15 protein-coding genes are annotated in these 12,752 nt (G+C 60.5%); all 15 read left to right on the forward strand.

Features of this window, described 5'->3' with window-relative positions:
* Positions 1 to 115: 115 nt before the first annotated feature.
* The 15 genes from VHE12_08345 to VHE12_08415 all read left to right on the forward strand — a co-directional run bounded on the left by VHE12_08345 (position 116) and on the right by VHE12_08415 (position 12,734).
* The gene (locus VHE12_08345; GenBank protein HVZ80792.1) at positions 116 to 820 is read left to right on the forward strand and encodes a C4-type zinc ribbon domain-containing protein; all 705 of its coding nucleotides are present in this window, start codon (positions 116 to 118) and stop codon (positions 818 to 820) included.
* Positions 821 to 829: 9 nt separating this feature from the next.
* On the forward strand, positions 830 to 1,798 hold the full coding sequence (locus VHE12_08350) for a KpsF/GutQ family sugar-phosphate isomerase (protein ID HVZ80793.1): 969 nt from the start codon (positions 830 to 832) through the stop codon (positions 1,796 to 1,798).
* Between the two features lie 13 nt (positions 1,799 to 1,811).
* Positions 1,812 to 2,354 (forward strand): HAD hydrolase family protein, encoded by a 543-nt coding sequence (locus tag VHE12_08355; GenBank protein ID HVZ80794.1) that lies wholly within the window; start codon positions 1,812 to 1,814, stop codon positions 2,352 to 2,354.
* Between the two features lie 2 nt (positions 2,355 to 2,356).
* Entirely contained in the window at positions 2,357 to 3,292 is a 936-nt protein-coding gene (locus VHE12_08360; GenBank protein HVZ80795.1) for a lysophospholipid acyltransferase family protein, read from the forward strand.
* An 11-nt stretch (positions 3,293 to 3,303) separates the two neighbouring features.
* Positions 3,304 to 3,969 (forward strand): LPS export ABC transporter periplasmic protein LptC, encoded by a 666-nt coding sequence (lptC, locus tag VHE12_08365; protein ID HVZ80796.1) that lies wholly within the window; start codon positions 3,304 to 3,306, stop codon positions 3,967 to 3,969.
* A gap of 8 nt (positions 3,970 to 3,977) precedes the next feature.
* Positions 3,978 to 4,775: an LptA/OstA family protein gene (locus VHE12_08370; protein HVZ80797.1), complete on the forward strand. Its 798-nt coding sequence runs from the start codon at positions 3,978 to 3,980 to the stop codon at positions 4,773 to 4,775.
* Positions 4,776 to 4,828: 53 nt separating this feature from the next.
* Entirely contained in the window at positions 4,829 to 5,566 is a 738-nt protein-coding gene (gene lptB / locus VHE12_08375) for an LPS export ABC transporter ATP-binding protein (GenBank protein HVZ80798.1), read from the forward strand.
* 4 nt (positions 5,567 to 5,570) lie between these two features.
* Positions 5,571 to 6,167 (forward strand): CDP-alcohol phosphatidyltransferase family protein, encoded by a 597-nt coding sequence (locus tag VHE12_08380; protein HVZ80799.1) that lies wholly within the window; start codon positions 5,571 to 5,573, stop codon positions 6,165 to 6,167.
* A 30-nt stretch (positions 6,168 to 6,197) separates the two neighbouring features.
* Positions 6,198 to 7,298, forward strand: coding sequence for an inositol-3-phosphate synthase (locus tag VHE12_08385; protein HVZ80800.1), 1,101 nt, complete (start codon positions 6,198 to 6,200; stop codon positions 7,296 to 7,298).
* A 59-nt stretch (positions 7,299 to 7,357) separates the two neighbouring features.
* Positions 7,358 to 8,125, forward strand: coding sequence for a S1/P1 nuclease (locus VHE12_08390; protein ID HVZ80801.1), 768 nt, complete (start codon positions 7,358 to 7,360; stop codon positions 8,123 to 8,125).
* 180 nt (positions 8,126 to 8,305) lie between these two features.
* Positions 8,306 to 9,547 (forward strand): amidohydrolase family protein, encoded by a 1,242-nt coding sequence (locus VHE12_08395; protein ID HVZ80802.1) that lies wholly within the window; start codon positions 8,306 to 8,308, stop codon positions 9,545 to 9,547.
* A gap of 2 nt (positions 9,548 to 9,549) precedes the next feature.
* Complete coding sequence (locus tag VHE12_08400; protein ID HVZ80803.1) at positions 9,550 to 9,879, forward strand: hypothetical protein; 330 nt, start codon at positions 9,550 to 9,552, stop codon at positions 9,877 to 9,879.
* Between the two features lie 107 nt (positions 9,880 to 9,986).
* Complete coding sequence (rpoN, locus tag VHE12_08405; GenBank protein HVZ80804.1) at positions 9,987 to 11,516, forward strand: RNA polymerase factor sigma-54; 1,530 nt, start codon at positions 9,987 to 9,989, stop codon at positions 11,514 to 11,516.
* Between the two features lie 196 nt (positions 11,517 to 11,712).
* Positions 11,713 to 12,252 (forward strand): ribosome-associated translation inhibitor RaiA, encoded by a 540-nt coding sequence (gene raiA / locus VHE12_08410; protein ID HVZ80805.1) that lies wholly within the window; start codon positions 11,713 to 11,715, stop codon positions 12,250 to 12,252.
* A 17-nt stretch (positions 12,253 to 12,269) separates the two neighbouring features.
* Positions 12,270 to 12,734, forward strand: a complete 465-nt coding sequence (locus tag VHE12_08415; protein ID HVZ80806.1) for a PTS sugar transporter subunit IIA — start codon at positions 12,270 to 12,272, stop codon at positions 12,732 to 12,734.
* The last annotated feature ends 18 nt before the right edge of the window (positions 12,735 to 12,752 follow it).

A 12,752-nucleotide genomic window follows, 5' to 3' on the forward strand; every position in this document is an offset into this window, starting at 1 on the left:
GGGTCCTTTTAGCCCAAAGGCCGGGCCGAAGGCAACGGCCCATTTTGGGGGAAGGCAATCCCGATGGGCCATGTTAAACTTTCGGAACTTGCCCGGCCCCTGAAAGGACCTCCCTTTGCATCCCGCCGATATCCTCGAAAAATTGATCCAGGTGCAACATACGGACTCGGGACGGGACGAGCTGGAGCGCCTGAAAAAGGACCAGTTGGCCCAGATCGCGGCCCTGGACAAAAAGGTGGCCGAACTGAAGGCCCGCATCGCCGCCGAGAAGAAGGTCCTGGAGGACCAGGCCAAGGCCCGCAAGACCCTCGAGATCGAGGTCGGGACCCTGGAGACCAAGATCAAGAAATACCAGGGCCAGGAGGGCGAGGTCAAAAGCAACGAGCAAATGCTCGCCCTCCAGCACGAGACCGCGAAGGCGAAAGAGGACAGGTCCAAGGCCGAGGAAAAGGCGTTGGAGGGGCTTTTCCGGGAGGACACTTTGAAGGCCGGGATCCAAGGGCTCCAGGAGCAGCTGGACCGGGACGAGCAAAGGGCCGAACAGGAAAAAAAGGAGATCCGCTCCAAGATCGGGGAGTTGGACAAGGCCCTGGCCGAGAAACTATCCGAACGGTCCGCCCAGCTGATGGAATTGCCGGAGGATTTCCGGGAAGGTTACGAGAAGCTCCGGAACACCAACAAGAAGATCGCGGTGGCCAAGGTGTCCGACGACCGGATCTGCGAAGGCTGTCATATGAACGTCCCTCCCCAGCTCCTGAACGAAGTGAAGAAGGGCATCGCGATCCACCGTTGCGATTGCGGCCGATATCTCTATCTCTAAAAGGGAACCATGAGCGCCAAGACCGCCAAACGAGTCCTCCGCATCGAGGCCCAAGGGTTGCTCCGCTTGGCCCGACTGACCGGGGCTTCTTTCGGGGCCGCCGTGAAGCTGGTCCTTAGGTCCAAGGGCCGGGTGTTGGTGACGGGCGTCGGCAAATCGGGCCTGGTCGGCCAGAAGATCGCCGCCACCCTTTCCTCCACCGGGACCCCCGCCCTTTTCCTGGGCGCCTCGGAGGCCATGCACGGGGACCTGGGCAAGGCGTCCAAGGGTGACGTGGTCCTGGCCCTTTCCAACAGCGGTGAAAGCGACGAACTCAAGACCCTGATCCCTCATTTGAAGCGCATGGGCTGCCGTATCATCCTTTTCACCGGCAATGCCCGCTCGGCCCTGGCCCGTCTTTCGGATGTGGTGGTCTATGCGGGGGTCGAAAAGGAAGCCTGTCCTTTGCGCTTGGCCCCCACGGCCAGCACCACGGCCGCGTTGGCTTTGGGGGACGCCCTGGCCGTCGCCCTGATGGAGGCGCAGGGTTTCACCGAAAAGGATTTCGCCCTTTTCCATCCCGCGGGGGAGCTGGGCCGCCGGCTCCATTTGAAGGTGGGGGATATCATGCGGCAGGGTTCCCGGGTGCCCAAGGTGGCGATGGGGGCATCCTTCCCGGCCATCGTTCGGGAGATCAACGCCAAGAGGGTGGGGTGCGCCTGCGTAACGGGCAAGGCGGGACGCCTGGAGGGCATCATCGTGGATGGAGACCTGCGTCGGGCCATGCTGAAGGATCCCGACATCCGCCGGTGGAACGCCTCGAACCTCCGAACGCCCAAGCCTTCCACCATCCCGGAAGGGGCCACCCTGGCCCAGGCTTTGCAAACCATGGAGCAAAGGTCCATCTTCCAGTTGATCGTGGTGGACGGGAAGAAAAGGCCCGTCGGACTGGTCCACTTGCACGACTTGTTGGGGCGGGGTGCCGTCAAGATCGTTTGAAAGCGAGAGCGATATGGCCATCAAGGACATCGAGCTGTTCCTCACCGACGTGGATGGATGCCTGACCGACGGGAAGGTCTATCTGGGGGTCGGGGAGGAACTGAGCGCCTTCGACATCCAGGACGGCATTGGGCACCGCTTGGCCGTTTATGGCGGCCTGCGGATCGGCTGGCTCTCGGGACGCATCTCCAAGCCGGTGGCCCGTCGCGCCAAGCATTTGAAGGTCCCCTACCTGTTCCAGGGCAAGCTGGATAAGCTCATCGCCGCCCAAGCCCTTTGCAAGAAACTGAAGCTGGACCTTTCGCGGGTCGCCTACATGGGGGACGACCTGATCGACATCCCCCTGCTTTCACGCGTCGGCTTCTCCGCCACCAACCCCTACGGCCGTCCCGAGGTGAAGAAGGTCGTCGATTACGTGACGAAAGCCCCTGCCGGGGGAGGCGCCTTCCGCGAGGTGGTGGAACATATCCTCAAGGGTCAAGGCCGCTGGAAGAAGGCCCTGGACCTTTTCCACCGGAACAATGTCCGGATAGGTTCCGGCGCCATGCTGGTCTGACCTTGCCCCTCGCCGCCGCTCCCGAACGTCCGGTCAAATTCAAGCACCAGGTCATCTATCATTGCGCCCGTGGCCTGATGGCCCTGCTCCAGGCCCTGCCCTACGAAAAGGTCGGGCGCCTGGGCCTCCTTTTCGGGTCGGTGGTCTTCGCCCTCTCCGAACGGGAAGCGGCCAAGACCCTTCGCAACCTCAAGACCGCCTACGGGGACGACCTGACCTCCGCCGAGAGGCTCCGGTTGGCCCGGCGGGTCTGGCGCAATTTCGGGCGGAACATCTTCGAGGCGGTCCATTGGTTGCGTTGGACGACCGAAAGGATCCGTTCCCAGGTGGCGGTTGTTTACGGGGAAGAGGAGCTCAAGGCGGCCTTCGCCCGGGGAAAGGGCGTCTTCGTGGTCTCGGCCCACTTGGGGAACTGGGAACTGCTGGCCTCCCATGTTTCGGGCTTGGGGCCCACTTCCGGATTGGCCCAGAACCTCTATGACCCGCGCTTCGACAGCCTGGTGACGGACTTCCGCGTGAAGAACCTGGGGCTGGTCCAGATGATCAAACGGGGTTTCGCGTTGCGCGGCATCCTGGAGGCCCTGGGCCAGGGGCATTTCATGATGGCCCTCGTGGACCAGGACACGGGGAAGGACGGGGTCTTCGTGCCCTTCTACGGGAAAATGGCCTGGACCCAGTCCGGGGTGGCCCGGATCGCCCAGAGAACGGGGGCTTCCCTGGTGCCGGCCTTCATGGTCCGAGGGCGGGACGGCCGCTATGAGATGCACGTCGAAAAGGCGATCCTGGTACCCGCCGAAGGGGACAAGGAAAAGAACGTGCTGGAGGCCGTGACGGACCTGACCCGGACCATCGAGAAATACGTGAGGGAATACCCGGATCAATGGGTCTGGATGCACGATCGTTGGAAAACCAGGCCGGATGACGAGAACAAGGTTTAAAATAGAAGCCTATGCCCAAACGATCGACCCCCCTGGTCCCTATTCCTGAACCTATCCCCATGGCGTTGGGGGAGGAACCAGCCGTGGTCAAACGGCGGCGCTACACCTGGATCGTCGGGGTTTCCCTGGCCCTCATCGGGTTCGTGGCCTGGGGGATCTGGAAGGACCGGGCTCCCGTGGCCGTCCCCGAGACCTTCTCCGAGGGGGAGAACTCACCGGACGCCCTGATCCAGAAGTTCCACCTGGTCTCCACCGTGCAAGGACGCAAGACCTGGGAGTTCTATGCCAACGAGGCCCGGCTCTACCAGAACAAGAAAGAGGCCTACACCGACACGATCTACGCCGAGTATTACCGCAAGGACAAGCTGGTCTCCACCCTGACGGCGGACAAGGCGGTGGTGAACACCGAGACCAATGCCACCGAGGCCAGCGGACACGTGGAGCTCATCGTCCAGAACGGCTCGAAACTGGAGACCGAGAAGTTGAGCTGGGACCCGGACACCGACCTCATCCACACCGACGGGCATGTGCATGTCTTCAAGGGGAAGGACGACATCAGCGCCGACGGTATGGTGGCCGACACCCAGCTCAACAACATCAAGTTCACCCGGAACGTCCAAACGCAGGTCCGTGACACGAAGGAGATCCAGACCTTCAGCAAACCGAAGCCTTTTTGAGGGGCGCGATGCTTTCTGAACGGGGGAGGGGAATGGAGCGGGCAGGATGGCTTGGGTTGGCCGTTCTGGTGGCGCCCCTATGGGCCTATGACATCGACCAGGGAAAGGTCCAGCAGGTCTCGTCCCAAAAGCCGGTGCGCATCTCGGCCGACGAGCTGACCTTCGACAAACCCAAGGGGCTGACCCTTTTTACCGGCGATGTGAAGGCCGTTCACGACCAGATCACTCTCCTGAGCGCGAAGTTACAGGCCCTGGAGGACAACCGGGAAGCCTCGGCGGAGGGACACGTGCGGGTCATGGATATGGGCCAAGGGATCACCCTCACCTGCGGCAACCTGGAATATGAGGACCGGATGAACCTGATGACCGCCCACGACCACCCGGTCATGACCACGTTGGACGAGAATGGGAAACCCATCTCGGTCACGGGCCGCCAGATGGAAATGGATTCGGACAAGAAGACCGTCACCATCAACCAGAACGTCCTCATCCAGAACGCGGACGGGAAGGCGGAGGCCCAAAAGGCCACTTTCCTATCGCAGAAAGACCAGTTCGTCCTGGAGGATGATCCCCGGTTCACTACTCCCAGCGCCCTTCTGACCGGAAGGCGGATCCTCTCCAACCTTTCGGGGGACCGCGGGGTCATCGTCGAGGGAATGGCCGAGGGCTATTTCAATCCGACGGGAGGTCCCGTCTCTCCGGCTTCCAGGATCCCGACGACCCAACGCCCGGGACCCATACTTCCTTTATCTTCCGTTACACCGGTGGCTACGCCCGGCGGTCCCACATCGCCCTTCAACCGGTGACGGGTGGGCGGGTTTAGGCCATAATGGCCCGACCATTCCATGAGGAGCGCCGCTTGAAGACCCTTCGCACCGAGAACCTCATCAAGGTTTACAACAAGAAGCGGGTGGTGAACCAGGTCTCCATCGAGGTCCACCAGGGCGAGGTGGTCGGGCTCCTCGGGCCCAATGGCGCCGGCAAGACCACGACCTTCTACATGACCACCGGCTTCATCTCGCCCGACGCGGGGGCCGTTTATTTCCAGGACGAGACAAGGGCCCAGGACATCAGCGAGCTTCCCATGTACAAGCGGGCGCGCCTAGGGATCGCCTACCTTCCCCAGGAACCTTCCATCTTCCGCAAGCTCACCGTCGAGGAGAACCTGCTGGCCATCCTGGAATTGACGCCCCTCTCCAAGGTGGACCGGGAAAAACGCAAAAAGGAACTGCTCGAGGAGTTCAAGGTCTCCCACCTGGCCAAGCAGAAGGCCTATACCCTCTCGGGCGGCGAGCGCCGCCGGGTGGAGATCGCCCGGGCCCTGGTGCTCCAACCCACTTTCATCCTGCTGGACGAGCCCTTCGTGGGCATCGACCCCATCGCGGTGCAGGACATCCAGGCCATCATCCGCTACCTCAAGAAAAAGAAGATCGGCATCCTCATCACCGACCACAATGTCCGCGAGACCCTCTCCATCGTGGACCGGGCCTACATCATGTTCGAAGGGAAGATCCTGCTCGCCGGCACCGCCTCCAAGCTCGCCACCAACAAGAAGGCCAAGGAGATCTACCTGGGCGAGCGGTTCTCGCTGAAGTAGACCTGTGTCCCCCCGGAAATACACCGTCAAAGGCTGGATCGACGACCATTGGAGGCCCGTGACCCGGGGCCTCGCCCGGATGGGCTTGAGCCCCAACCTGGTCACCGGGATGGGCGTGGTCGTCTCCTTGATGGTCCCCTATGAACTGCTCCAGGACCGTTCCGTCGCCGCGGGGCTCTGGCTTTTCGCTTGCGGATTCTTCGATGTTCTCGACGGTTCCATCGCCCGCAATGAAAAGCTTCGGACCTCCTTCGGGGCCTTCTGGGATTCGACCTTGGACCGGTTTTCGGAGGCGGTCGTTTTTGGGGGATTCGTTCTTTATTACAGCCGCCACTCGGATGAGACCGGTGTCCTGCTCTCTTTCTCGGTCTTCACCCTCTCCCTTTTGGTCTCCTATACCCGGGCCCGGGCGGAAGGGCTAGGGATCGAGTGCGAGGTCGGGGTCCTGCCCCGCACGGGTCGCATCCTGATGCTCATCGCTGGGCTCCTCTTCCACCAGTTGATCCCAGTGCTTTGGCTGATAGGGTTTTTTTCATTAATTACGGTGGGTCAGAGGGTCCATCGAGTTTGGGTATCGCTCAAGACCCGTAAAAAGCGGTAGAATCGTCCCAATTCCCGGAGGTTGTCCTTTATGCCGAAGATCCGAGTGGCCATCGTGGGCGTGGGGTGCTGCGCCTCTTCCCTGTTACAGGGCGTCCAGTTCTACCGCAATGCCGAGGAAGACGGGTTCGTCCCGGGCCTCATGCACGTGCGCTTGGGCCAATACCATGTGGGCGACCTCGAGTTCTCCGCCGCTTTCGACGTGGATATCAACAAGGTCGGCAAGGACCTCGGCGAAGCCATCTTCACCCCCATCAATAACACCATCAAATTCTCCGATGTGCCCAAGCTGGGAGTGACGGTCCAGCGAGGTCCGACCTTGGACGGTTTGGGGAAGTATTACCGCGAGGTCGTGACCGAAGCCCCCGGGAAACCCGTGGACGTGGCCCAGGTCCTGAAGGACACCCGGACGGACGTGCTCATCAATTACCTGCCGGTGGGCAGTGAGGAAGCCACCAAGTTCTACATGGCCGAGGCCCTGAAAGCGGGGGTCGGTGTGGTCAATTGCATGCCGGTCTTCATCGCCTCCAACCCGGGCTGGGCCAAGAAGTTCGAGCAGGCAGGCCTGCCGATCCTGGGGGACGACATCAAGGCCCAGGTGGGGGCCACCATCATCCACCGGGTCCTGGCCAAGCTCTTCTCGGACCGGGGCGTGACGCTCGATCACACCTCCCAGCTCAATTTCGGCGGCAATATGGACTTCAAGAACATGCTGGAACGGGAGCGGCTGGAGTCCAAGAAGATCTCCAAGACCGGTTCGGTCGTGAGCCAGTTGTCCCACCCCATCGACCCCAAGGACATCTATATCGGCCCCTCCGATTACGTGCCCTGGTTGAACGACCGCAAGTGGGCCCATATCCGGCTCGAGGGCCGGGAGTTCGGGAATATCCCGGTCTCGGTCGAGCTGAAGCTGGAGGTCTGGGATTCGCCCAACAGCGCCGGCGTGGCCATCGACGCCATCCGCTGCTGCAAGCTGGCGCTCGATTCCAAATTGGCCGGTGCCCAGGAAGGTCCGTCCTCTTATTTCTTCAAGACCCCGCCTGTTCAATATTCCGATGCCGAGGCCTATGAGTTGGTGGAACAGTTCATCGCCAAGTACGCCAAGCCGGGAGTTCCGGTCAAGACGATTTGAGGTTTCTCTTTCTTTCGATCCTACTTTTATTCCCTCGACAGGTAAGTGCATGGGGCGCTGTGGGCCATGAGACCGTCGCCCTGATCGCCCAGGACCGGATCACGCCAAGGGCCCGGCAGGCCATTCAAGAGATATTGGAGCGGGAGACCCTTTCCTTCGTTTCCACCTGGGCCGACCGAATGGCCCACGACAAACCCGAAACGGCCCCGTGGCACTACTTCAACCTGGATATCCGCCAGCCGCAAACCGCCTATGACATGGCCGATGCCTGTCCCAACCACGATTGCGTGGTGGAACAGATCGAAAGGGACCTTTCGGTCCTTTCCAATGGGAATGCCTCCCTCGGGGAAAAAAGGGAAGCCCTGAAATACCTGGTGCATTTCGTGGGGGACATCCATCAACCCCTCCATTGCGCCGATGACCAGGACCGGGGCGGGAACGACAAGTGGTTCCGCTGGCATGGCCCCAATGGCACCGCCCAACGCTACAAATGGGTGAACCTTCACTCCTTGTGGGATGACTTGCTCCAACCGAACCGACGTCCTAATCCCCATTTCTTGGCCCGAAAACTGGAAAAAGAAATAACGCCCCAGGAAGAGCGGGATTGGTGTAAGGGCAAGGCGGAAGACTGGGGTTGGGAGAGTTTTCGCATCGCTCAAAACGATATTTACCCCGGCCTGCCCTCGGGGCCCTTGCCGGACAAGAACCGGTGGGGAAGGGACCTGCCGGAAAAGTTCTATTCCCCTACAATGAAGGCCACGGCCTACCGCCAATTGGAAAAGGCCGGGGTCCGTTTAGCCTGGCTGTTGAACGGCATCTTTAAATAAGTAAATCTGTCATTGCGAGGAGTGACCACTGAATAGGTGGTCAAAAACGACGAAGCAACCTCAGTTCCAAATATATTTCCTTGGGAAGAGGCTTATTTAAACTGGGATTGCTTCAGGCAGATACGGTTCCCTATTCGGGAACCAAGCCCTCGCAATGACAGAAAATTCTTAGGAATTTGAATGCTCCAAGTCCACACCGCCATCGAGAACGTCACCCTTTACGACGGGGTCAAGGACAAGCCCTTGTCCCGTGCGACCCTTCTCGTTTCCGGCGAAAAACTGGAATATGTAGGGCTTCATTCCAAGGCGCCCGCCTACGAGGCCCGGACCGCCGTGGATGGGCAGGGTCTTTTCGTCCTTCCGGGCCTCATCGACCTGCATGTCCACGGCCTGGTGGACGAGACCACCTTGGAAAGCTTCCTTCGAAACGGCGTCACCACCGTCCGGGACTTGGCCAGCGACCTCTTCGAGGGCATGGCCTGGAAGGCCCGGGAACGCTCCGGTCTCATCGCCTCGCCCCGGCTTTACATTTCCGGTCCTGTCCTGACCTGTCCGCAGGGTTATCCCGAGAACGTCTGGGGGCCCAAGGTCTCCGCCCCCGTGCAGGGCCGTTACCAATCCCAGGACAAGGTGAAGAGGATCGTCGGGATGGGCGTGGATGTGGTGAAGATCGGGATGGAACACGAGCTGGGGCCGGTCCTTTCCGAGACCGAGGTCGTTTCCATCGTGAAGGCGGCCAAGGAACTTTCCAAAAGGGTGACCGCCCATATCACCAACGAACAGGATTTCGAGGTCTGCCTCAAGTCGGGTGTGGGGGAATTGGCCCATATCCCCGCGCGCCCTGTCTCCGACGACCTTTGGAAGGAGGCGGTGAGGAAAAAGGTCCTCATCCTTCCCACCATCCATGCCCACGCGGGTTGGGCCGAGGAATGGAAGCGCAAGGCCGACCATCCCTTCGGCCAGTTCTGTCAGCACGGTTTCAAGGCCGGGCACCACCAGTGCCAAAAGAACCTGGAACGCTTCCTGGAACTGGGCGGCAAGGTGGCCTATGGGACCGACGCGGGCAATCCCCACATGCCTTTCGGCGTTTCCACCAAGGAATGGCGGGACCTGCAAAGCACGGGGATCACTCCCAGCCAATGCTTGAAGATGGCCACCTCGGAAGCGGCCAAGGTGCTGGGGGAGGAAGAACGGTTGGGGTCCCTTGAAAAGGGGAAGTTCGCGGACCTGGCCCTTTACCAGCACGATCCCCTCAAGGACCCTCAGAATTTCCGGACGCTGAAAATGGTGTATAAAGGGGGTCGGGCCTACGCGCCGGGAGACCTGGAATTCCCCCAGCCTTTCGACCTGGATTTTTGGATCCGGCAATGGGACCGGACCAAGTTCGAACCCGGATGGCAGGAAGCTTTTGGAGGAAAGTAGCCATGCCGATCTATTCCACTTATAAGGAGCACCACGGCAACAAGCGCTTGTGGGAGGGAGTGGGCATCACCTTCGCCATCATGGGCTCGGTCTTCCTGTTGGCCTATGCCTGCTTCATCTCCTGGTCCCAATGGGGACCGAACGGCCCGACCAGTGCCTGGACCAATATCCCCCTGACCCTGCTGGCCTTTTACGGGGCGACCCAATGGGTCTTCGTCCTGCCGGCCTATTGGTTCTACCGGAAGAAGAATTTCAAATACACCGCCAAGGGTCTTTTGTGGGCCGCGGGGACCATCACCCTGGGGAATCTCGTCCTCTATTTCGCCCTTTGACGCTTTTGGCCGTTCCAATCTTTTAATCTACGACCACTATCCCCAACCGGTATAATTCTTGCTACCGGCTACCCCACACCCCGAGCCCGCCTGAGGAAGGTCCTTCGATGCGTCAGCAGATGGGTATGAACCAAAAGATGTCCCAACGCATGGTCATGACGCCCATGCTGCAACAGGCCATGAAGATCCTCCAACTCTCCACCCTGGAGCTCAATGAGTGGATCGACCGCGAGATGCTCGAGAACCCGACCCTCGAGGAAGAGGCCGAAGAGACCACCGCCGAGACCACCGATAAGGCCGACCCCACCGAACCCATGGACGCTCCCCCCTCGGACGTCCCCAATCCCGAGAACGACAAGATCATGGAACTGGCCCGGGACCGCCACACCACCGATCTGGTCGAGAACATGCAGGAAGGGGACCGGTTCCAAAAAGAGACCTGGGACATGTACCAGGAAGGCCAGGAATACGACGAAGCTTCCGAAGGGTCCTATGGCGGACGGGAAAGCAGCGCGGCCGAACAGGAAAAAAGGGATTTCGTGGAGGCCTCCATCACCCGCCCCGAGACCCTGGCCGACAGCCTGGAGTGGCAGTTTTCCCTGGTGGCCAAGGACGAGAAGGAGACGGCGCTGGGCAAGGTGCTCATCGGCAACCTGGACGAGAACGGTTACTTGACCGCCAAGGTCGAGGAGATCGCCGCCTCGCAGGGGGTGGACCCCCACGAAGTGGAAAGGGTCCTGGCCATCCTCCAGGGCTTCGACCCGCCGGGCGTCGCCGCCCGGAACCTCAGGGAGTGCCTCCTGCTCCAATTGGAGAACAAGACGGGCGAGACGGCGCGACGCGCCTACCAGGTCATCCACGATCATTTCGAGGATATGGAGAAACGCCGCTTCGCCGTGATCACCAAGGCCCTCTCGTGCACCGATGAGCAATTGCGGGAGGCGATGGCACTGGTCGCCACCCTGGAACCCAAACCGGGACGGGCCTACCAGGAATCGGACACCAAATACGTCACACCGGACGTCTATGTGCGTTTCATCGAGGGGGACTATGTGGTGGTCCTCAACGACGACCCGCTCCCGAAACTGCGGATCTCCCCCTATTACCGGAGGATGCTCAAGGACAAGAAGGCCCTGGACGGCAAGGAGGCCAAGAAGTTCCTCGAGGGAAAGATCCAGTCGGCCATGTGGCTCATCAAGAACATCGAACAGCGGCGAAAGACCATCTACCGGGTGACCGAGGCCATCTTCCGCATTCAGCGGGATTTCCTGGACATCGGCATCAGCGCCCTCAAGCCCCTGACCCTCAAGCAGGTGGCGGACATGATCGGCATGCACGAATCCACCGTCAGCCGGGTGACCACCCAGAAATACGTGCAGACCCCCCGGGGTCTTTTCGAGCTGAAGTTCTTCTTCACCAGTGGATTGGAGTCCACCGACGGCCTGGACGTGTCGTCCCTCTCGGTCAAGGAGAAGATCAAGGAGTTGGTGGCCCAGGAACCGGGCCAGCATCCCCTCTCCGACCAGAAGATCATGCAGGTCCTCAATGAGCAGGGGCTGAACATCGCCCGCCGGACCATCGCCAAGTACCGGGAAGAGCTCCGGATCCCCCCGGCTTCGCAACGAAAGAAATTCTGAAGACAAATCACCTTGCTACAAATCATATTTCCCAGGCGGCGGGTGGTGCAGGATGGGAAGGAAAGGAGGCGCGGGGCGGAAAGCCCCTTGATTGACTTCCGAACCTCGAATGTTAGAATAACTGCTCTTTCTAGGGCTTTTTCGCCAAGAGAGGGCGAAAGGGAGCCTCCCCATGACGACCTCCACAGGAACCGGAATGAAAGTCCATATCACCAGCCGCCACCAGAAACTCACCGAAGGCCTCAGCACCCATATCGAGGAGAAGATCCAGAGGGTCGAACGCTACGTCGGCAAGATCAAGGAAGCCCACGTGGTGTTGAACTTCGAGAAGAAGGTCCACCTCTGCGAGATCACCCTCACCGCCAAGAACCTCAAGCTGAGCGCCAAGGCCTCTTCCCACGACATGTACACCTCCATCGACGCGGCGGCCCAGCGGCTGGAGAAACAGGCCCATAAGAGCAAGGACAAGCGGGTGGACCGATACCGGGTGGAAACGCCCAAGGCCCGGGCCTCGGCGATCCGGAGCGGGATGTCCGAGGGACGCGAAAGCGAGGGCCCTCGGGTGGTCCGGTCCGAGACCTACGCCGTGAAACCCATGACCATCGAGGAGGCGGCCCTGCAGTTGTCCTCCTCCAAGGACGAATTCCTCGTTTTTTCGAACGCCGAGACGGAGAGGACCAGCGTGGTCTACAAGCGCAAGGACAGGAACATCGGGTTGATCGAACCCGAATATTGACCTGAGGGGAGCGGGGAATGCAGATATTGGATTTTTTGTCGGTCGACGCCATCAAGTTGTCGCTGGAGTCCAAGAACAAGAAGGACGCCATCAAGGAATTGGTGGAAGTGCTCTTCAAGTCCGGGAAGATCAAGGACAAGAAAAAGATGGTCCAGACGCTGCTGGAACGCGAGGAACTGGGTTCCACGGGCATCGGCCAGGGGATCGCCATCCCCCACGGCAAGTCCGATACCGTCTCCGACCTGGCCGCCGCCTTCGGGCTTTCCCAGGACGGCATCAGCTTCGACTCCCTCGACGGCGAGCCGGTGAACATCTTCTTCATGCTGGTGGCTCCCGAGGGCGCCGCCGGCGCCCACCTGAAGGCCCTGGCCCGCATCTCCTCGCTGCTCAAGGACAAGTATTTCCGCAAATCCCTCCTTTCGGCCAAGAGCCCGGAAGATGTCATCAAGATCATCCAGGAAGAAGAGAAGCTGAAGCATTGAAGCGAAGGTCAGCGACGG

The organism is bacterium (genome assembly GCA_035549195.1).
GTDB lineage: Bacteria > Oederibacteriota > Muellerivitia > Muellerivitales > Muellerivitaceae > DASZRK01.

Bases quoted from the DNA above. Each gene is read 5' to 3' on its own strand.
- lptC (HVZ80796.1), top strand. From the start codon at position 3,304: ATGCCCAAACGATCGACCCCCCTGGTCCCTATTCCTGAACCTATCCCC.
- rpoN (HVZ80804.1), top strand. From the start codon at position 9,987: ATGCGTCAGCAGATGGGTATGAACCAAAAGATGTCCCAACGCATGGTC.
- VHE12_08370 (HVZ80797.1), top strand. From the start codon at position 3,978: ATGCTTTCTGAACGGGGGAGGGGAATGGAGCGGGCAGGATGGCTTGGG.
- raiA (HVZ80805.1), top strand. From the start codon at position 11,713: ATGAAAGTCCATATCACCAGCCGCCACCAGAAACTCACCGAAGGCCTC.
- VHE12_08415 (HVZ80806.1), top strand. From the start codon at position 12,270: ATGCAGATATTGGATTTTTTGTCGGTCGACGCCATCAAGTTGTCGCTG.
- VHE12_08385 (HVZ80800.1), top strand. From the start codon at position 6,198: ATGCCGAAGATCCGAGTGGCCATCGTGGGCGTGGGGTGCTGCGCCTCT.
- VHE12_08350 (HVZ80793.1), top strand. From the start codon at position 830: ATGAGCGCCAAGACCGCCAAACGAGTCCTCCGCATCGAGGCCCAAGGG.
- VHE12_08395 (HVZ80802.1), top strand. From the start codon at position 8,306: ATGCTCCAAGTCCACACCGCCATCGAGAACGTCACCCTTTACGACGGG.
- VHE12_08355 (HVZ80794.1), top strand. From the start codon at position 1,812: ATGGCCATCAAGGACATCGAGCTGTTCCTCACCGACGTGGATGGATGC.
- VHE12_08400 (HVZ80803.1), top strand. From the start codon at position 9,550: ATGCCGATCTATTCCACTTATAAGGAGCACCACGGCAACAAGCGCTTG.